The 19,570-nt window shown below is 50.4% G+C and carries 18 protein-coding genes; 6 read left to right on the forward strand and 12 right to left on the reverse strand.

The genetic code is table 11. From position 1 onward, the window contains the following. The first annotated feature begins 85 nt into the window (after positions 1–85). The 3 genes from xrtA to corA all read left to right on the forward strand — a co-directional run bounded on the left by xrtA (position 86) and on the right by corA (position 4,714). Positions 86–1,609 (forward strand): exosortase A, encoded by a 1,524-nt coding sequence (gene xrtA, locus ACR02O_RS10890; protein WP_494523374.1) that lies wholly within the window; start codon positions 86–88, stop codon positions 1,607–1,609. Between the two features lie 152 nt (positions 1,610–1,761). Beyond that, positions 1,762–3,162, forward strand: coding sequence for a mannose-1-phosphate guanylyltransferase/mannose-6-phosphate isomerase (locus tag ACR02O_RS10895; RefSeq protein ID WP_494523375.1), 1,401 nt, complete (start codon positions 1,762–1,764; stop codon positions 3,160–3,162). A 274-nt stretch (positions 3,163–3,436) separates the two neighbouring features. Beyond that, positions 3,437–4,714 carry a magnesium/cobalt transporter CorA gene (gene corA / locus ACR02O_RS10900; RefSeq protein ID WP_033159561.1) on the forward strand — a complete coding sequence of 426 codons (1,278 nt, stop codon included), beginning with the start codon at positions 3,437–3,439 and terminating at the stop codon, positions 4,712–4,714. Between the two features lie 208 nt (positions 4,715–4,922). Here corA and ACR02O_RS10905 read toward each other — a convergent pair whose 3' ends face one another. Further along, positions 4,923–6,167, reverse strand: a complete 1,245-nt coding sequence (locus tag ACR02O_RS10905; protein WP_033159562.1) for an HlyC/CorC family transporter — start codon at positions 6,165–6,167, stop codon at positions 4,923–4,925. A gap of 228 nt (positions 6,168–6,395) precedes the next feature. On the opposite strand from ACR02O_RS10905, the gene ACR02O_RS10910 reads away from it, so the two are divergent. The 3 genes from ACR02O_RS10910 to ACR02O_RS10920 all read left to right on the forward strand — a co-directional run bounded on the left by ACR02O_RS10910 (position 6,396) and on the right by ACR02O_RS10920 (position 9,576). Next, positions 6,396–7,811, forward strand: a complete 1,416-nt coding sequence (locus ACR02O_RS10910; RefSeq protein ID WP_033159563.1) for a sigma-54 dependent transcriptional regulator — start codon at positions 6,396–6,398, stop codon at positions 7,809–7,811. Between the two features lie 18 nt (positions 7,812–7,829). Beyond that, positions 7,830–9,047 (forward strand): M20 aminoacylase family protein, encoded by a 1,218-nt coding sequence (locus ACR02O_RS10915; protein WP_494523376.1) that lies wholly within the window; start codon positions 7,830–7,832, stop codon positions 9,045–9,047. A gap of 316 nt (positions 9,048–9,363) precedes the next feature. Continuing rightward, positions 9,364–9,576, forward strand: coding sequence for a hypothetical protein (locus ACR02O_RS10920; protein WP_033159564.1), 213 nt, complete (start codon positions 9,364–9,366; stop codon positions 9,574–9,576). A gap of 68 nt (positions 9,577–9,644) precedes the next feature. Here ACR02O_RS10920 and ACR02O_RS10925 read toward each other — a convergent pair whose 3' ends face one another. From ACR02O_RS10925 to ACR02O_RS10975, 11 genes are read right to left on the reverse strand one after another with little or no spacing between them, the layout of a single operon-like run. Further along, on the reverse strand, positions 9,645–10,391 hold the full coding sequence (locus ACR02O_RS10925; protein ID WP_494523377.1) for an MgtC/SapB family protein: 747 nt from the start codon (positions 10,389–10,391) through the stop codon (positions 9,645–9,647). Positions 10,392–10,436: 45 nt separating this feature from the next. Continuing rightward, positions 10,437–12,707: a type II secretion system secretin GspD gene (gspD, locus tag ACR02O_RS10930; RefSeq protein WP_494523378.1), complete on the reverse strand. Its 2,271-nt coding sequence runs from the start codon at positions 12,705–12,707 to the stop codon at positions 10,437–10,439. Further along, positions 12,697–13,314, reverse strand: a complete 618-nt coding sequence (locus tag ACR02O_RS10935) for a hypothetical protein (protein WP_033159566.1) — start codon at positions 13,312–13,314, stop codon at positions 12,697–12,699. Before ACR02O_RS10935 ends, gspD begins: the two co-directional genes overlap by 11 nt. Then, entirely contained in the window at positions 13,311–13,889 is a 579-nt protein-coding gene (gene gspM, locus ACR02O_RS10940; protein WP_033159567.1) for a type II secretion system protein GspM, read from the reverse strand. The genes ACR02O_RS10935 and gspM overlap by 4 nt, the downstream gene beginning before the upstream one ends. Beyond that, positions 13,886–15,061 carry a PilN domain-containing protein gene (locus ACR02O_RS10945; protein WP_494523379.1) on the reverse strand — a complete coding sequence of 392 codons (1,176 nt, stop codon included), beginning with the start codon at positions 15,059–15,061 and terminating at the stop codon, positions 13,886–13,888. The genes gspM and ACR02O_RS10945 overlap by 4 nt, the downstream gene beginning before the upstream one ends. Next, positions 15,036–16,016 (reverse strand): type II secretion system minor pseudopilin, encoded by a 981-nt coding sequence (locus ACR02O_RS10950; RefSeq protein ID WP_494523380.1) that lies wholly within the window; start codon positions 16,014–16,016, stop codon positions 15,036–15,038. The genes ACR02O_RS10945 and ACR02O_RS10950 overlap by 26 nt, the downstream gene beginning before the upstream one ends. Beyond that, positions 16,009–16,722, reverse strand: coding sequence for a prepilin-type N-terminal cleavage/methylation domain-containing protein (locus ACR02O_RS10955; RefSeq protein ID WP_494523381.1), 714 nt, complete (start codon positions 16,720–16,722; stop codon positions 16,009–16,011). The genes ACR02O_RS10950 and ACR02O_RS10955 overlap by 8 nt, the downstream gene beginning before the upstream one ends. Then, positions 16,722–17,141, reverse strand: a complete 420-nt coding sequence (locus ACR02O_RS10960) for a type IV pilus modification PilV family protein (RefSeq protein ID WP_415878620.1) — start codon at positions 17,139–17,141, stop codon at positions 16,722–16,724. Before ACR02O_RS10960 ends, ACR02O_RS10955 begins: the two co-directional genes overlap by 1 nt. Next, positions 17,128–17,595: a GspH/FimT family pseudopilin gene (locus ACR02O_RS10965; RefSeq protein WP_445369827.1), complete on the reverse strand. Its 468-nt coding sequence runs from the start codon at positions 17,593–17,595 to the stop codon at positions 17,128–17,130. Before ACR02O_RS10965 ends, ACR02O_RS10960 begins: the two co-directional genes overlap by 14 nt. Next, on the reverse strand, positions 17,596–18,021 hold the full coding sequence (gene gspG, locus ACR02O_RS10970) for a type II secretion system major pseudopilin GspG (protein WP_494523382.1): 426 nt from the start codon (positions 18,019–18,021) through the stop codon (positions 17,596–17,598). A gap of 57 nt (positions 18,022–18,078) precedes the next feature. After that, positions 18,079–19,296, reverse strand: a complete 1,218-nt coding sequence (locus ACR02O_RS10975; RefSeq protein WP_494523383.1) for a type II secretion system F family protein — start codon at positions 19,294–19,296, stop codon at positions 18,079–18,081. Positions 19,297–19,570 lie beyond the last annotated feature (274 nt).

Consider the following 19,570-nt stretch of genomic DNA (forward strand, 5'->3'; position numbering starts at 1 on the left):
GAGTCTAGGCTCAATAACAGGCAGACGACACGGGCGTTCGTAGTTGAGTAACCATAACAAAACTCTAAATAGCAGAGGAATTAGAATGTTAAAAGCTTTAGGACTGCCTGAACACTGGCGTAGACCGCTGCTGGGCGTCGTGTTGGTTACCCTGGTTTCAGTAGCGGCTTTTTTTGAGACCTGGTCAGAAATTGTTGCTATTTGGTCTCGGTCAGACACATTCACGCACGGTTTTTTAGTGGCCCCGGTTAGTCTTTGGTTGATTTGGTCGCGCCGGGAGCTCTATCGAGATTTACGGCCGGCTTTTAGCCCGTTAGGTTTGCTGTTTATTATCGTTAGCGGATTTGGCTGGTTAATTGCGGATTTGGTGCATGTTGCGGTGATTCAGCAATGGGCAGTGGTTGGTGTTTTGGTCGGTGGTTTTTGGGCCGTGCTTGGCAGCCATACCGTCGCGCAAATGTTATTTCCGATAGTGTTTTTATTTTTGATGGTGCCATTCGGGGAAGCATTTATTCCGCCTTTAATGGAATACACCGCCACCTTTGTCGTTACGCTGATACGGCTGACCGGAATGAGTGTTTACCGGGAAGGCTTGTTTTTTACGCTAACCTCGGGTAACTGGTCGGTGGTAGAGGGTTGCAGTGGTTTACGTTATTTGATTTCTTCGCTAACACTGGGTTCGGTCTATGCGTATCTCAATTACAGCAGCTACAAGAAACGGACTATCTTCATTACGCTCTCGTTTTTGGTGCCGATTTTAGCTAACGGTCTGCGCGCCTATTTGATTGTGATGATAGGCCACTTCAGTAACATGAAGCTGGCTGCGGGTGTCGATCACATCGTTTACGGCTGGGTGTTTTTTGGGATCGTCATGTTTGCGTTGTTTTATTTTGGCTCTTTTTGGCACGATTCGGATGCTGGGGTAGCGGCCGCATCGACCCCGGATTTGGCGGGTGACTCTAACCTTGCTGATGCTGCAACGATTTACAAACATTATTGGCCAGCCTTAACAGTAACCGCTTTATGCGTTTTCATTTGGCCGTTTGCGTCACAAGGTCTATCCGCACTACAGGCCGCCCACGTCGAGGTACCCGAGCGCTTTAGCCGCCCGTCTTCGCCTGATTGGCAGCCGGTTGCAGCGCCCGATTGGGGTTGGGTGCCCAGTTTTAAGGGCGTGGTGGCGGATGCCAAAGTTTATTTAAGCGATGGTCAAACCATAGTCGGTATGTATTTTGCCAATTTTGGCGATGAAACCCAAGGTGGTGAACTGGTTAATTCGCAAAATTATCTGGTGCCGCAAAAACACCCGATATGGCGGATGCTGCATGACGACGTCATTGCCATGCCGTGGGCGGCCGATAAAAGTGGCGATATTGAAGAAGCGGTACTAAACAGTACGCATCGGAGTTTGTTGGTTGAGCGTTGGTATCGGATTGGCAACAAAAATACCGCCAATGCCTATCTGGCGAAATGGTGGCAGTTGCTGAAACGTTTGTCAGGTGATGCATCCGCCGAGTTGCTTGTCGTTATGTATACCGAAACCCCGGATGGAGATTACGATGTGGCCCGGCAAAAATTGAAACAGCTCGCGGTAGCTTGTTGTGATTAAACGGCTGCGCTGAGCTTATTGTGACAATTCAATGAAAACGAAGGGGCAAATTTGCGAGTTAAATTGCGTAATCTAAGGCTTGACCCCAGCAGTTACCTAAATGTTAGACTAGACCAACCCATTTTCATTCAGCCCGTAAGGAAAACGACATTATGATCCCGGTAGTATTATCAGGCGGTTCAGGAACTCGGCTATGGCCTTTGTCTCGTGGTCAGTATCCCAAGCAATTTTTACCCTTGGTGTGCGGCAACACCATGCTTCAGGAAACGATTTTAAGGCTTGATGGTGTTGCCGGCCTACAAGCACCCATTGCGGTTTGTAACGAAGACCATCGATTTATGCTCGCAGAGCAAATGCGGGAAATCGGCATCAAACCGGCTGCGATTATTTTGGAGCCTGTCGGCAAAAATACCGCACCGGCCGTAGCGATGGCGGCATTAAGTGCACGCTCCGAAGACGATGTGTTGTTGATTTTGCCGGCTGACCATGTGGTCGGTAATCGTGCCGCTTTCCATCGGGCGGTGGTTCAAGCCGAACTGTTGGCGAAACAGGATCTTTTGGTGACGTTTGGCATCGTCGCGACCGAGCCGGAAACCGGCTATGGCTACATCAAGCGCGGCGATACCCGCCATGGTGAAGCCTATAAAGTTGCCGCATTTGTTGAAAAGCCCGATTTGCAAACCGCGCAGCGCTATCTGGAAAGTGGCGAATATTTTTGGAACAGCGGCATGTTCGCTTTTAAAGCGGGTTGCTTTTTGCGTGAGCTGGAAAAATTCAATCCGGAAATGCTGGAAGTGTGTAGAGAAGCTTTGCGGGCGGCAAAACCGGATATGGATTTTGTGCGTTTGGATAAGCAGATTTTTTCGACATGTCCATCAGATTCCATCGATTACGCGGTGATGGAGAAAACCGATAAGGCGGTAGTGATCCCGTTGGATGCAGAATGGAATGACGTCGGTTCTTGGTCCGCGCTTTGGGACGTAACGGATAAAGATGCAGCCGGCAACGCCATCAAAGGCGATGTGTTAACGGTGGATACTTGCAACTCCTATATTCACTCGGCCAACAAATTGGTAGCGGTGATCGGTGTGGATAATTTGGTGGTGGTTGAAACCGACGATGCGGTCATGATTGCCGCGAAGGATAGGGTGCAAGACGTCAAGGAAGTAGTCGATCAACTGAAAAAATTGAAACGCAGTGAAGCCAGCGTGCATCGTAAAGTTTACAGACCTTGGGGACATTACGATTTGGTCGATGCCGGTGAGCGCCATCAAACCAAGCGTATAGTCGTGAAGCCCGGCGCCAAATTATCAGTACAAAAGCATCATCACCGCGCAGAGCATTGGGTAGTTGTCAAAGGTACGGCCTGGGTAGATAAAAACGGTGAGAAAATTTTAGTCACTGAGAACGAATCGATTTATATCCCTTTGGGGGTTATTCACAGCCTGGAGAATCCGGGGGTGATTCCATTGGAAATGGTGGAAGTCCAGTCCGGCAGCTACCTAGGCGAAGATGATATCGTCCGTTACGAAGACCAATACGGCCGTATTTAACTCGGAATTGCTTGCTTATCGCCGCGTCAGTTTACGTGGCGCCTGGACTTGCATATTGTCTAAATTATCTGTCAGCGACTACTTTAAGCATATGGTTTGCATCAATCCATCGTTTGATGTGTCATCAAAATTAAATGCTTTTGTCTAAATTTACTGAAGTTCGCCGTTCAACGAAGAGCGGCGAAGGATTTTTTGTCAGCGTTTTGGTTTAAAGTTAGCCGTTTTATACCCGCCGAATAAAAAATGTGGTGCTTGCTTTATTCCGGAGTTGCTCTTGTCGCTACAAACAATCAACGATTTGTTGAAAAAACATAAGCTTGTCGAAGGCATGCTGAATAACCAGCCTATGCCGCGCCGCAAGTTGATCACTGCTTTGGTACAAAAGCAGCACATGGTGGAACTGCGTAGTCTGTTGGCGCGGCTGTCTGCTATCGAAATTGGGCAAATTCTGCATGCTCTGGACCTGGAAGATGCGAACTTGGTTTGGCAGCAGGTCGAGGAAGCCAGACAGGACGATGTGCTTTGGGAATTGTCCGATACCTTGCGCGAGGAATTGGTCGGCGACCGAGAACCGCATTGTGGCGTGGGACAAATGAGCGCATTCGAGTTGGTCGAAGGTCGCCTCGCTAAGGTCGCTATCACCTGCCGCCACGATTTGTACGCCATCAAGCCGATCTGGATCGATTTGTTGGCGCCAAGCAAGGCGCAGCGGCTGCTTATCGGGCAACATTATGGCCTGGAGTTGCCGGACCCCCTGGATTTGACCGATTTGGAAGCCAGCGCCCGGTTCTACGTCGAGGATCAGCACGAAATTCATATACATTCGGATTTTTTGCTGGATCGCGAAGGCAAATCGCGCAGCGTACCGGTCGCATTTATATTGCGCGGCGATATGTTGTTTTCGGTACGTAGCGAAGAATTGCCGGTGTTTCGTTTACAGCGTTTACGCGCACGCACGCAGCCAGGCTTTGTCTCCGATTGCAAGGATATGTTGCTGGATTTATACGGCGCTGAAGCCGAGTATTCCGCGGACGCGCTGGAGAATATTTACGAGCAGTTGGAAATTGTCAGCAAAAAAGTTTTGAGCCAGGATATTAGCGACGAAGAAGCTGCGGATATTTTGACCGATATTGCCGCAGAGGAGGATTTAAACGGCCGAATCCGCCGGAATATGCTCGACACTCAGCGCGCCGTGTCGTTTTTGATTCGCCGCAAACTGCTGAATACCACGCAGTTGGAAGATGCGCAGCAAATTCTGCGCGATATAGAATCGCTTAATAGCCATACCGCGTTTTTGTTCGACAAGATTAACTTCCTGATGGATGCCACCGTCGGTTTTATCAATATCAATCAGAATAAGGTGATCAAGATTTTCTCGGTCGCTTCGGTGGCAATGTTACCGCCCACCCTGATTGCCAGTATTTACGGTATGAACTTTGAGAATATGCCGGAATTGCAGTGGATGCTGGGTTATCCTTTTGCACTCGGATTGATGACTATCTCGGTATTATTGCCGTTTATTTTCTTTAAAAGGAAGGGGTGGTTGAGGTAAGCGAGCGATTTACATACTGCTGAACTGTTTAACGCTCAAACTCAACCTGCGACAATATGTCACATTTGAATTTGAAATTTTCGCCACTATGATTAACCTAACTTTTTAGTTCGGTTTGATAGTTTAAAGTTGCGTTATATTTCTTCCTATTGCTTCTAAGGCGGTTATTAAAAATAACCGCCTTTTTTTTGCCTAAAATAAACTTTGGTCAGCGTTTGGGATTGAATTTAATCAGCTTGATCGCGTTTTCATCGCGCTTAATTATTTCAATAATGTGCCCATGCAGTTTCACGCTGGTACCTGGTTCCGGAATGGTTTCCATGTATTCGATTACCAAGCCATTCAAGGTTTTCGGGCCTTCGGTGGGCAAATCCCAGTGGGTGATGCGATTGAGTTCGCGTATGGTTACGCCGGCATCCACCAGATAGCTACCGTCTTTTTGCATTTTTATATCGGGTTCTTCCGAGACTAGTTCACCGACGATTTCCTGTAATAAATCATCCAACGTCACTAAGCCCTGTACATCGCCATATTCGTCTACTACCAAGCCGATACGGAGTTTTTCGGCCTTAAAGATTTGCATTTGCTTGTGAATCGAGGTGCTGGCCGGAATGAAAAAAGGCTTGGACAGGCTATTGGTGATATTGTGTTTATCGAAATCAGGGTCGCTAATTTGTGCCAAAATCGTACGTAAATGTAGAAAACCTATCACCCGGTCTATATTTTTTTTGTATACCGGCAGGCGAGTATGCGGGCTATTTTGTAGTTGTTCGATAATGTCTTCGACCGATTCTTCCAGATCGATACCGATAATTTCATTGCGATGGGTCATGATGTCGGTAACGCTGGCGGATTCCAGATCTAAAATACTCAACAGCATGTTTTGATAGCGAGCCGGCAAATGATTGGCATCCGAAACGATACTTTTTAACTCGTCTTTATTTAGCGATTCGATAGCCGTATTACTCGTGCTTTTAATACCGAACGGCCATAACAACAGGCTGGATATAGCGTTAATCACCCATACCAAGGGATAAAATATCTTTAATAACGGAATGTAAATCCAGGAGGATAGTAATGCCAGTAACTCAGGTTTGAGGGCGCCCAGGGTTTTTGGGGTTACTTCGGAAAATACCAGCATGCCGAAAGTTAGCAGGCCGATAGCGGGGGCTATAGCGTTATCTCCGCTGACGCGGATGGCAATCAAGGTTGTTAACGACGACGCCAGGATATTGACAAAATTGTTGCCCAGCAGGATCAGGCCCAGCAAACGGTCCGGCCTTTTTAAGAGTTGATGGGCTTTAATCGCGCCCTTATGATTTTTTTTCACCAAATGCTGCAACCGATAACGGTTCAGCGTCATCAAGGCGGTTTCAGAGCCGGAAAAAAAAGCTGAAATAATCAGTAAGGCTGCCAGTATACCGAACAGTATACTCAAAGATATGTCGTTCAAGGCAACGGGGCTCTTGGTTGTTAAACATCGAGCTAGTTTCTATGTTGTGGAAAATTTGTCAAGCTGCAAAATGGGATGGCTGATTAGTCAATCGATGTAAATAACATGAACTAAACTATGCAATAGCTTGAAATGGGGCCATTTTGACAATAACCGGATTCGATGCTTAACTTAAAATCAGCAACCCCCTTCCGCCTTAAAACAACGTAGTTTGTAGAGAATATACGCATGGCTTTGCCAGAAATTTTGCTCATTGATGACAACACCCACCGCAGTCAGCAAGTAGAAGGCATACTCCGGTTTTTGGAATATCGCGTGGAGGTGGTTGCCAGTAGCGATTTTGAAGCGGCGTTTAGAGATCATGACAGTTTCGGTGCGGTATTTGTCGGCTGCGGCGGAGACAAGCAAGCCAGCTTGATCAAAACGGTCACCGAAAGCGTCGGCGACATTCCTGTGGTTTTGCTGGTGGACGCCGGTGGGCCGCAGGTGGTTAGCGCCATTCAGCAAATGGTCAATAAAACCTTGGAGTGGCCGACTGTCTACCCGCTATTGATCCAACTATTGGACAGTTTGCCGCAGCCTGCGCAAGCCAGTAAAAAATCGCTGCCTGATAAGGGTCTGGCGGGTAAAAGCAAAGCCATTCAAAAAACCCGTGCGCAGATCGATCAAGTCGCCAAATCCGACGCCACGGTGCTTATCCTCGGCGAATCCGGCACAGGTAAGGAAGTGGTGGCGCAAGCGCTGCATCGTGCCTCTGCGCGGCGAGACAGGCCATTCGTGCCGGTCAATTGCGGCGCTATTCCCGGTGAACTGCTGGAAAGCGAATTGTTCGGCCACGAGAAGGGTGCATTTACCGGCGCGTTGACTTCGCGGCAAGGTCGTTTCGAAATGGCGGAAGGCGGTACGCTGTTTTTGGATGAAATCGGCGACATGCCGATGCCGATGCAGGTTAAATTGTTAAGAGTATTGCAGGAACGCACTTTCGAACGTGTCGGCAGTAATAAAACCATCCATTGCGATGTGCGGATTATTGCCGCGACGCATCGTCACCTCGAACAGGAAATTGCCGAGAAGCGCTTTCGAGAGGATTTGTTCTACCGTCTGAATGTGTTCCCGATCGAAGTGCCAGCCTTGCGGGAAAGAGCCGAAGATATTCCTTATTTAATCAACGACCTGATTGCCCGCATGGAAGCCGCCAACCGGGGCACCGTCAGTTTATCGCCTCGCGCAATCGCCACCTTGATGCAACACAGTTGGCCCGGTAATGTCCGCGAGTTGTCAAATTTGATCGAGCGTTTAGCCATCATTAGTCCGGATGCTAGTGTCGATGTCAGTGATTTACCGGAAAAATTTCAGGGCTATGAAGTACCGGAAGGCGTGCAGATTGTATTGCCGGAGCAAGATATTCACATTGTGCGGCCCGCTGAGCGTGAAGCGCTGGCGATGCCGACTCCCGGTGCAGTCGCGGCCGTGCATTTACCCGAACAAGGTATCGATCTTAAGGAATATTTGACCGATCTCGAGAACGAATTGATTCGTCAGGCTTTGGAAGAATGCAATGGCGTTGTAGCGCATGCCGCCAAATTGCTGAATATGCGCAGAACCACGCTCGTGGAAAAGCTGCGCAAAACCGATACGGCTTAGACCGCACACCGCCTTGCCATGAATAAACTCGATGCTGAATTGTCGTCAGCCTTACTGATACCGGAAATTGTCGCCAATATTGCCGGTATTCGCCAATTGCGCCGCGACATACACGCCCATCCGGAGTTGTGCTTCGAAGAGATGCGTACCGCGGATTTGGTCGCGGCTAAACTGACCGAATGGGGGATTCCTATTCATCGCGGCTTGGGTAAAACCGGTGTAGTCGGGATCATCAAAGCAGGGAGTTCCGACAAGGCAATCGGCTTGCGTGCCGATATGGACGCCTTGCCGATGCATGAACAAAACAGCTTTGCACATGCCTCGCGGTACCCAGGCAAAATGCACGGCTGCGGGCATGATGGCCATATCGGGATGCTGTTGGCTGCGGCGCAATATCTGGCAACCCACCGTCATTTTGACGGGACTGTCTATCTAATATTCCAACCGGCGGAAGAGGGCGGTGGCGGCGCCGATGAGATGATCAAGGATGGCCTGTTTGAATTGTTTCCGATGCAAGCGGTTTATGGCATGCACAATTGGCCGGAGTTGCCGGCTGGGCAATTTGCGGTGAGTCCCGGACCGGTGATGGCATCTTTGAATACTTTTCGTATCGTGATTCGGGGCAAAGGCTGCCATGCAGCATTGCCGCACTTGGGATTGGATCCGGTGCCGGTGGCCGCGCAAATGATTATGGCGTTTCAAACCATCTTAACCCGCAGCGCCCATCCCTTGGATAACGGTTTGATTTCAGTCACGATGTTACATGCCGGAGAGGCGACCAATATTATTGCCGATACCTGCGAGCTAGCCGGTACAGTACGCACATTCTCCAACCAATTACTGGATTTGATCGAAACCCGTATGCAGGAAGTAGCCCGGCATATTTGTCTGGCACATGGAATGGCATGTGATTTTGAATTTAAACGTAGCTATCCGCCGACGGTTAATCACCGTGAGGCAGTCGAAACGTCGCGTAGCGTCATGGCCTCTATTGTTGGCGACCGGCATGTTTTGGAGCAAAAAGCCACGATGGGCGCCGAAGATTTTGCGTTTATGCTGCAAAAGTTACCCGGTAGCTACTGTTTCATCGGCAACGGCTCCGGTGATCATCGCAGTATTGGTCATGGCGCCGGTCCTTGTGCCCTGCATAACACCAGTTACGATTTTAACGATGATATTTTGCCTCTAGGCGCGACCTATTGGGTGAGATTGGTAGAAACTTGTCTGTCAGCTTAAATAATGCCTGCCAAACGACTGTGACAGAGTGGATTGAAAATGCCGGTTTTGTGACAACTCTGGCAGTTTTTGCGACAAAATTGCCAGGTCAGTGCACAGTTTTCCATGCTTAGCTCATGAGGAGAGCGGTTTCCTTCAAAGCATCAACCCGGGAAAGAATCAGTCTGGGTTCCTTATGTTTTAGAAAAGGCAGGATTTTGAGGTACTTGGACGGATTCCGGTTTGCGTTGAGGCCATTGAAGCGTAATTGGTGAGTGATTTGGCGTGGATCATGCTGCTTGGTTGTTGGGTTTAACCAGCAAATTAGGTGGATGTCATGAAAACCTCAAGCAACGAAATCACCCAACTCAGCAACACACGCACTTTATTCGTTGAAACGCTGAGTCAGCAATTTATCGCGCTAACCGGCTGCGGCGTTTATGTCTATCTCAACCCGGTCGATATCAGCGGTTTATTCAACCAATACTTAAGCGATACGCTGTCGATTAATACGTTCGCCAGACAATGTGTGAAAAACGTATTGGAATAACCCGGCAATTCAACCGAGAAAAGCGATGAGGAAGCAGGGCATCTTATCGATTCACTGCTTCCTGACGCTCAGTTTCGGGCAAAGGCGACTTGATAACCGTTGAGAAATTCGCAGCGTTCCAAGCTTTCCGCAATCGCAGGAATCGATATTTTATGATTACCGGTTGCAATAAAAACCAGATGCCATTCTTCGTGTTTATTGTTGCTGATAACGGCAATCGAGCCTTCGGCCAATCGATAACCCAAGGCATTTGCCAAATCGTTAATCTCGGTCTGATTAGGTCGAAAGCCGGTTTGAAAACGCAAAATCACCGACACTGCATGACGGGAAGGTAAGGCTGCTTCGATTCGCCCGCCCCAGATCATCGTCGCCGACGCAATTAAAGCCAACAAAATGGCCGCAAAATAAAACCCGGCGCCGCATAAAATACCAATCGCCGAAGAGGCCCAAATCGATGCGGCGGTCGTCAAGCCGCTGATGTTCAGACCTTCCTTCATGATTACGCCGGCACCCAAGAAACCGATACCTGTCACGATGCCTTGAATAACCCGAGTGGGGTCGGCGGTAGTGGTGAGCGGCAATAAGCCGCCAAACCAGAACTGCGGGTAACCGACGATAACCGTTACCGCCGCGGAAGCCATGCACACCAGTCCATAGGTGCGCATGCCGGCTGCTCGGCCGTGGTAGGAGCGTTCGTAGCCCACCACCATGCCCAAAAACAAAGCGCCGACGATATTCATCAGAATCACCACGCTGGCTTCCAATTGGGCAAGCGACCAAAACGAAATCAGCCGGTCCGGCGAGATTGGATTCATGTTTATCGTCCGGTTTTTTGGTAGATACGGGCTAAAGGCTTGGGCCTATGGCACCGTTTCCACTTCAACATTAATTTCAACAGGCTTTTGATAATAGATGCCGGACAGTTTACGTTTGAACTCGTCTGTTATATCCCTAGCATCCTGGCGGCTTTTCATCACGCGGGGGGTGAGTAGCACCACCAGCTCGGTTTTGTCCTTATTCCGCGTCGTACCGCCGAAAAGCGGCCCGATTAAGGGTATCTCGTGCAGCAGCGGCACGCCATCACGCAAATAATCGTTGTTTTCTTTGATCAAACCGCCCAAAACAATGGTTTCGCCGCTTTGTACTGCAACGCTGCTCTCGATTTCCCTTTTTTGAATGGTGGGCGAGTCGATGGTGTCGCTGGTCGTGGTTTTGATAGCCTGATTAACACTTTGTAATATGTCCATCAGCACCAATCCACCGGCATTCACCCTGGGCCTAACCGACAAATTCACACCGGTATCGATCATCTGGATTGAACTGGTTTGCACGATACCGTTATTGGAATTGTTGCTGCTCAAATTGCTGGAAACTGAGGAACGTATCGGCACCGAATCGCCGACTTTGATCGTGGCTTCCTGGTTGTTCAGTACCATCAAGGACGGCGAGGAGATGACATTGACGTTATTATTGACAGCACTGGCATTTAGTACGGCTTGAATGTCCTTTGAACCGCTAGAAAAAGCGTAGGAGAAACCACTTGTGCCAAATGCCTTCATAGCATCTTTAGCAACATTTGTGAGACTCAAGCCTTGTGCAGAGCCTCCAGCTGTATCGTTATTTCCTCCGTTATTGTGGCTAAAATACCATTGCAATCCATACTTTAAATCGTCTTTCAGCGTAACTTCCACAATCGTGGCATCGATCATCACTTGTAAAGGCAGCACATCCAGCTGTTTTAACACGCGCTCTATCACTGCATATTCCTGGGCAGTTGCGACAATAATCAGCGCGTTATTGCCTTCATCGGCGATGATTTTGACGTTGGGCATGTCGTTGCTATTGCTACCGCCCGAACTGCTGCTTAAGCTGCCGCCGAGTGCGCCGCTACCGCTGCTGTTTTTGTCTTTGGTTCGGTCGCTAAGCGTTCTATCGCTCATCGAATCCTGTTGCCGGTTGGCGCCGCCTGCGCTGCTACTTGATGAGCTGTCCGACTTTTTATTGCTGGCCGATAATGATTTGCGGCCGGAAGCGATAGAGGCCTTGCTGGATTTACCAGAACCGCCGCTACCGAAAATATTGCTTAAGGTCTCGGCCAAATCGGTGGCGCTGACATGTTGCGCCCGGTAGACATTCACGCCGCCGGCTGCCGCTGTGTTAATGCGATCCAGCCGAAATACCCAGTTTTCAATGTCCTTCAGATAACCGGCTTGATGGGTGACGGCTAATACCGCGTTAAGCCTTTCTATTTCGATAAACCGGAAAAAGCTGGCTTCGTCGTCTTTGGATTTTTTGGTGTTGAAGATTTGCTCCAGCTCTTCAATGATTTTGCCGGCGCTGACGTTAGCCGGTGTAAACAGAGCAAACGAGCGGCCTTTTAAAATGTCGACATCAAAGGTATTGACCACATCCAACGCCCTGGAGATTTCCGCGCCGGAACCGGCGACCAATATCAGATTACGGTTCGGATCGACATGCAGCAACGATTTTTCCGGCAATAACGGTTTCAATATCTCCGCCAGTTCCGAGGCCGCGACATTTTTGACCGGAATTACCCGCACCTGATAACCATTGGGCATTTTGGCGCCGGACAGCGAGCTGATTGAGCTGCTGTACAAGGCTTCATTGGACGGTTTAATCAGATACATGCCGCCTTGTTCGGTCAGGGCGGCATTATTCAAGCTCAGCAGCATATCCAGGGTTGGGATCAGCTCGTCCTTGCTTAAGGGTTTGGAGGTTTGCAAAGTCACTTTGCCGACCACTTGCGGACTGATGGTGTAGTTCCGGCCCAGAATATCGCTGAGTATTACTTTCGCCACTTCGCCCAGATCGGCGTCATCGAAATTCAAACTGTATTCGCCCTTACCGCTGGTTTTGCCGCTGCCTTGGTGGCCGGCTTGCGGGGCGATGCTTGCGTCGCCGCTAGGGTACATTTCGACTTTAGTGATTCTATTTTCGGCGTTTTTATTGGCCTCGTTAGCCAGTTCCGGAATCAACAAAGTATCTTCTTGAGCCGGTTTGTGATCGGCAATAGCCAGTTTTTCATGCAACTGCGGGCCGATAAATTCACAGCCGGTCATGGACAGCGCCAACGCCAACATTGGAGGAATGTTGATTTTTTTAGTTGTCATTGATGTTCTCGGGATTTTCATTAGGTACTGGTTCTATAGGTTTGGCAACGGCGTTGGGCTGCGGCGGTCTGGGCGGTACGGCTGGCTTGCCCGGTACCGGAGGCTTGACTTGCGCACGCGGCTTTCTCAATACGACCGATTTTTCCTGGCTGCCTTGCTGAAGCAGCACATTGTCGGCGTGTATTTGCTTCAGCAGCCAGCCGGATATGCTTTGTTCTTCGGTTATTTTTAAAAACTTTTTCGCTTCGTTGCGCTTTCTAAACAAGGCGGTCGGCTTGTTATTTTTATCGTAAACGCCGATTAACTCCCAATCGTCGATTTGTCCGGAATCTTGAGTTTGCAAATTGTCGGTCGGATTGGTTTCCGCGACAGGCTTTCGGCCTTCCACAAACAAAGGTCTGTCGACAATATCGCTGTAGGTTTCCGCAGAGCCGCTATTATCGGCGATATTGGGCAGTTGCTCTGCCGGGGATTCGGTTTGCGGGCGCGGCTCAAGCAATGTTTGCAATTGCTTTAACGTATATTGACTATACGTCCATTCCGCTGCCAACAGCAGGCTCAGCGTGCCGCAACCCAGTAATTGCAATCTGATCAGTTTCTGATTCATGAGGCTTTGGCTCGCATAAAGCTGATCACTTCAAAACTGACATTCAACTGAGAACTGGGGTCCATTTTGTTGGTGCTGCGGTTACGCGCGCCGCGTACCGGGGAAATGTCCAATTGATCGACCAGCAGCAAGGGCATATTGGTATCCAGACTGTGCAGCACCGCGCGCAATGCTTCAATGCTGCCGCTCATGCGCACTTTTACCGCGATACGCACAAAATCCTCTTCGGCCTTGCCCGGTAAACCTTGCGTGCTGGTCAGTTGGCCGCCGGCTTCCGTTACTGCGGTTTTGACGATGTTTTGTAGCTCAGCTGAGGCCAAGGCTTCGGTGTCGCTGTCGCTTAGATAGCCTTGCTGCTGGTATTGCTGATTCAATGATTCCAGGTTTTGGGCAACGCTGTCGCGGCGGGCGACAATGGCTTGTTGGCGTTGCAAACGAAACAATAGGTCGTTTTTTTGCTCGCGGTAATCCAGCCAGCTGCTGAATAAAGGCAGCAGTACCAAAAATATCACGGTAAATAACACCAATCCAAGTAAAGCCAGTGCCAGCCAGCGCTGATAGCGCGCTTCATTCATTGCTCGGACCCTCCATTTGCCTCGGATTCAGCTGGAGCAGGCTGGCTGGTGGTCGTCGCCTCAGTATCCTCAGCAGGCTCGGCGGGTGGCGGGCTAACATCCATACTAATTTGGAAGCGCTCGCGCCCGGTGGCTTTATCCTGGGTCAACGGCGAGACGAAACTGACATTGCTGAAATATCCGGAACTTTCCAACAAACCGATCAAAGACGACGCCCCCGGCGATTGACCCTGGATTTGCAGACGTTTGTCGGCAAATTGAAAATGCGTCAACCAGCTGTCATCTTTTAACAAGGTGCTCAGTTCGTTCAATACCGCGACCAGAGCGGGAGACTGGGTTTTAATGTCTATCAATCGTTGGGTTTGCTGGCGTAAGGCATCGATTTCGTGCTGTTGTTCTTCTATTACGCGGGTTTCTTTTTCCAGCGTTTTGATGTGATTTTTCAAGACATCGACGGCTTGACCTTCCTGCCACACCGGCCAAATCAAAACTGCCAGAAACAACAGTAACAGTAAGCTGTTCAGCAGCCAGTGCATGGCTTGAGCCAAGGCGTTGCCGCGCGGCCGGTAGCGTTCCGGGAGTAAATTGTAAGCGGGCGCATCGGCAGGGCACACGGTGCTGGCATGGCAAAAATCCACCCGCACCGGCTGTATCCCCAAAGCCTGTAGTTTGACCAGTTGCTCGTCCAGTACGGTTTTGGGTGTAAATACCAGTAATACTTCAATTTGACCATGCTCGGTTTTACCGAGCGGTATGGCGGCAAAATAGACTTGCTCGGCCTTGAACGGCGTATAACGGTCTAATTCAAATCCGACAACTTGCTGCAGATTCTCTTGGGCCGCAGCGGGTAAATAGACGATTTTTTTTAGTGCCTGTGTCGGGTCCAGGCGCAAGATACATTCGGCTTTTTCAAAGTCCGGATGTTGGGCTTTCAAGGTTTGATAACTATCCGCGATGTTGCTGTCCAAGCGCCATGTCATCGGGGTTTGCTGTTCGGCCTCGCGGTAAAAACGGATTTGAAAATCCGCGTCGGCGGCGCTGATTACGAGTGCGCCACTACGGTCTGTCAGCAAGGATCTGAGACGACTCGGTACCAAAAACGCCAATTCTCGCCCCCACCACTGGAAGAAACGTTTCAGATCGAAATCAATGCTGGTTTGTAAATTCATCATGAACGGTAATGAGCTGGGATTCCTTGGCCGAGTCGAATAAGGCCAATACTTGCTGACCTTGTTTCCAATCCAGGATTTGGTAGGGCGCTTGGCTGGGGTCTTGGTTCTGGATTCTTACCACTGCTTCGATAGCGGCCGTCGCCTGATCTTCCAGCAGGGTTTGCACCATAATAGTATACGTTTGCTCTTCATCCGCCAATGCTGGATCGGTCTGATCGGCCGTGCTATCGTCTGCCGCAGCCGATTCAGACAAGCGTTTGTCCAAGTATACATCATGAATATTCTGTGCCTTCAGGTTGTCACCAACCATTTCCAGTAACTCCGACGGTGCCCGCCGCAAGTTTAATTCCGCTTGTCCAGAATAGATGGTAATCCACGGTTGCAGCTGCTCGAAAATATCAGCGTTGAACCCCAGCACTAATTGCAACTCCTCCAGGGATTGAAAAGGTTGATTGCTGGGCTGATAAGGCAGCCCGACCTGCCGATATTGTTTTTTCTCGGCGCCTTGCGGGCGCGGATCATCGTCGGCGTCCCGCCAATCGAGCAGGGCATCCAACAAATTCTGCTGTAGCTTTTTGTCGTCGCTTACCGAACTAATCAAGGCCTTTAATAAAGGTTCCTCCGCGGCGTTGATATCCACTTTGCCGGATTCGGCGATAATTCGGACCCGAATTTCGCTATCGTTGCCCGGTATTCGATAGATACTGCCATCCGCGTGCCAACGCCGCTCGGGATCGGCCTGTTGCAGCATGAATTGGGCAATGTTTAAACCGGTTTCCGCCAGTGCTTGGGCTTGGGCATTGTTTTTCAACGCGCCGGCGACGCTGCTTTCCCGGCGCATACTTAACGCAAAACTGCCGGCCATCAGGCTCAGCAGCGTCAAAATCCAAATGACGATTACCAGCGCCAGGCCGCGTTGCCGATGGGGGGCCTGTGTACGAAGCGTGCTATTCATTCGCGATGCCGGGCTGCTGGTTTTGCTCGCCGAGCAACGCTTCTGCGTTCGGCTGGCCGTTGATTTTTAATGCAAATATCATGTCCGGCCAAAAACTGTCGTCGTTTAGTGCGATGCTGACTTTTACCAGTTTGGGTAACTGGCCGGTGGCTTGTCCTTGCCATTCGTCCAGCCAAGCACCATTACCGTCAACGTTGTCAGCCGATGCGCCAAAGTAACTGATTTTGAAATGCCGTAAGTTTTCCAATAGCACGACCGGTTCGGCGTCGGCCGGTATCGATTCGGTTTGCCGGTAAGGGGTTAATGCGACTTTCAGGGTCGACGGCTCCTGAGGGTCCAGGCCGACATGAAACACTTGTAAGCCCTTGCGTGCCGACGCGGCCGGCAGCGCAGAGACAAAGCTGATGCTTTGCGGCAAGCCTTCGAAAGCCAGTTTCGGCAATTCTTGCGATGCCAGTTGTTGAGCGTTTTGTGCTTGGTTTTCCTGGATGATAGGGAAGGGTTTGGTATTGCTCAAATGCCGTTTGAAGAATTGGTAAACCACGGCTTTTTTATTCACTTCGCTGATTTTGGCTTCACCGCTGTTCCAGCTTTCCGCGGCTATCCGCAAACTGGCGAAGAGCAAGACCACCATGATCCCCAGCAAGCTGATGGCTATCAGCATTTCGATCAGCGTAAATCCTTTTACCGATGAACGCTGCGACACTAGCCCGGACCTGGTTGTTGTAGTTTTAGGGTATGCAATTCCACGGCACGCGGTTGTTCATCCTCACCCCACGCCACCACTACCCGCACCGACATCAACACCGGCGCCGGCTTTTGCTGATCGGGATCCGTATCTTTCAGACTGGCTCGGGATTGCACTGGCGTCGCCGGATTGACCGTGATTTGCCAGTCGTATTTATCGCCTTCCGTGCCCTGGCTTTCGCCGGTTGTCAGCTCTGTCTCCACCCCGGTGCGGGCCATCAGCGATTCGGCAATTTGCACCGCGATAGTGTATTCCTCGGAAATAACCGCATTGTTAACACCGGTGCCGAAGATGCGCAGCAGTATCGTTAACGCTATCGCCATGATGGAAAAGGCGACCAGAATTTCCAGCAGGGAAAAGCCTTTATGCCGCTGCATCGGAAATACTGACCTGGCCGGTAATCCAGTTAACGTCGATGCGGCGCAATTGATTGCCCCATTCCAGCGTGATTCTGCCTCCGGTGGACGAGCCGTCGCCAAAGAACCGAATATGGCCTTGCTCGCCCTCGCTAAACTCTTCCTCCGCGACCACTAAGGACACGTCAATCTCTTCGGCAAACGGATAAGTTTTGTCGTGGTTACTGATGCGGTAACTGTTGTCTTGCAGGTCGATGGCGACACTGACCGGCTTTTGCGTCATCAGTGCCTGGCCGTGCGCGTAACGCAGAGCCGACGCCATATCCCTGGCGACGGCTTGTAGCTTGGTACTGCGGTTGCCGGAGCCGATATTGCTGCCGACCACCGCAAAAGCCAGCACGCTGATCAGCAGTACGATGATCAGCTCGATCAGCGTAAAGCCTTGCATGCGTTGGCGGGCGGGCTGGGTGGTCATTTATTCCCAGCTGTTGATGTCCTGGTCTTCACCTTCGCCGCCTTCTTTTTCATCGGCACCATAGCTGAATAAATCGAACTTACCGTGCTGGCCGGGGAAGACATAGTGATAATCCTGATTCCAAGGATCTTGCGGGATTTTGTCCTTACGCAGGTAAGGGCCGTTCCAGCGCTTGGCATCGGCGGGTCTTTCCACTAACGCGGCCAAGCCTTGTTGGCTGGTGGGGTAGCGGCCTTCGTCCAGTTTGTACATGTCCAGCGACGCCGCCAGATCCTCGATTTGTACTCTGGCGGCCTTGGTTTTGGAGGCGCCCATATGTTTCATCACCTGCGGGCCTACAATCCCGGCCAGCATGGCGATAATGCCCAATACCACCAATAATTCCAGCAAGGTAAAACCGCCGTGGAGGCGTAACATGTGTTTCATTTGCAAAACTCCTTCTATAAAAATGGATGTTACCGGCGAATTCATTCGCCCATGCGCCTAAGCCGCCAGATCGTTTACGCTCAAAATAGCCAGTAAGATGGAAACGATGATGCCGCCTATCATCAAGCCCAGCGAAATGATCAAGGCCGGTTCCAAAAGCGCCAGCATCCGCTGGATGGTGGTCTTTAGCTGCTTGTCGTAAATGGTGGCTACCCGCATCAGCATTTCCTCCAGCTTGCCGGTTTCCTCGCCCATTTTAATCATTTGTACCGCCAGTTTGGGAAACAGGTTTTGCTGGGCCAAGGCGTCCGACATGGTCCGGCCTTGCTTGAGCTGGGCTTCGGCATTTTCCAACAAATCGGCCAACACCATATTACCGACGGTTTCCTGGACGATGCCCAGCGATTTCAAAATCGACACGCCGTTGCCCAATAAAGTGCCGAAGGTACGGCTGAAATTGGCTATTTCCATGGTCAGGATGATGTCGCCGAATAACGGAAACTTCAGTAGCCGGCCGTCCCAGGCTTTCTTGCCGGCCGGATCGGCCAACTGCAATTTTATAGTTTGCACGCTGCCGACAATAACAATCAGCAGCACCCACCAATAACTTTGCAGAAACTCGGCCAGGCCAATCACTATCTGGGTTGGCACCGGCAAGGCTTGGCCGGCGCTATCGAACATTTCCTTAAACTGCGGGACTACGAAGGTCAGCATCACGAACAATGAGGCCAGCGACATCAGCAACAAAATGGCCGGGTAAATCAACGCGGTGCTGACCGTGTCTTTCAGTTCCTGCGAACGTTCCATGTATTCCGACAAGCGCAGCAACACGCCGCCCAGATTGCCGCCCATTTCCCCGGCGCGGATCATGTTCAGATAAAACTTGGAAAACACGCCGCTCTGGCTTTCCAAGGCATCGGCTAGTGCCTTGCCGGCTTTGACCTTTTCCAGCACTTCGCCGACTAGTTTATTCAGTTTCGGATTTTCCTCGGTCAACTGCATCAGAATCGTTAACGACCGATCCAGCGGCAAACCGGATTCCAGCAAGGTCGCCAATTCGCCGGTCAGCATACCGATTTCTTTTTGCGACAGTTTGACGGTAGCCGACTTTAGTTTGAACCCCAGAAAGGTCTTATCTTTCGCCAACTCAATGCGGATGGGAATCAAGCCCTGGTTTTGCAATTCCAGCAGCAAGGCCTGCTCGTCTGCAGCATTACGCACACCTTCTTCGGCGACACCCTGACTGTTGACGGCTTTGTAGGAGAATAAAGGCATGTATTTGTTTAGTTTGCTTTTTAGCTGGGTTTGCGTTTTGGTACTCGGCAATGTTTTTGCAATGCCAAAACATGGATACTCGATAACCTTGGCGTAGCGTGTATATGTCTATCACATTTCATGTTACTAGCCCGGCCCTATTGATAACGGATATTCCGATCAAGTTGAGTTCATCTAAGCCCAGACGGATATGCGCTTCGATAGCCAACGGCATAAAGGTGACCGGCTATTTAAGGGCCGGGTTAATCATCACGCAGATTCGGTCTGGCGAGGC

The organism is Methylomonas sp. PHL2-19 (assembly GCF_059331595.1).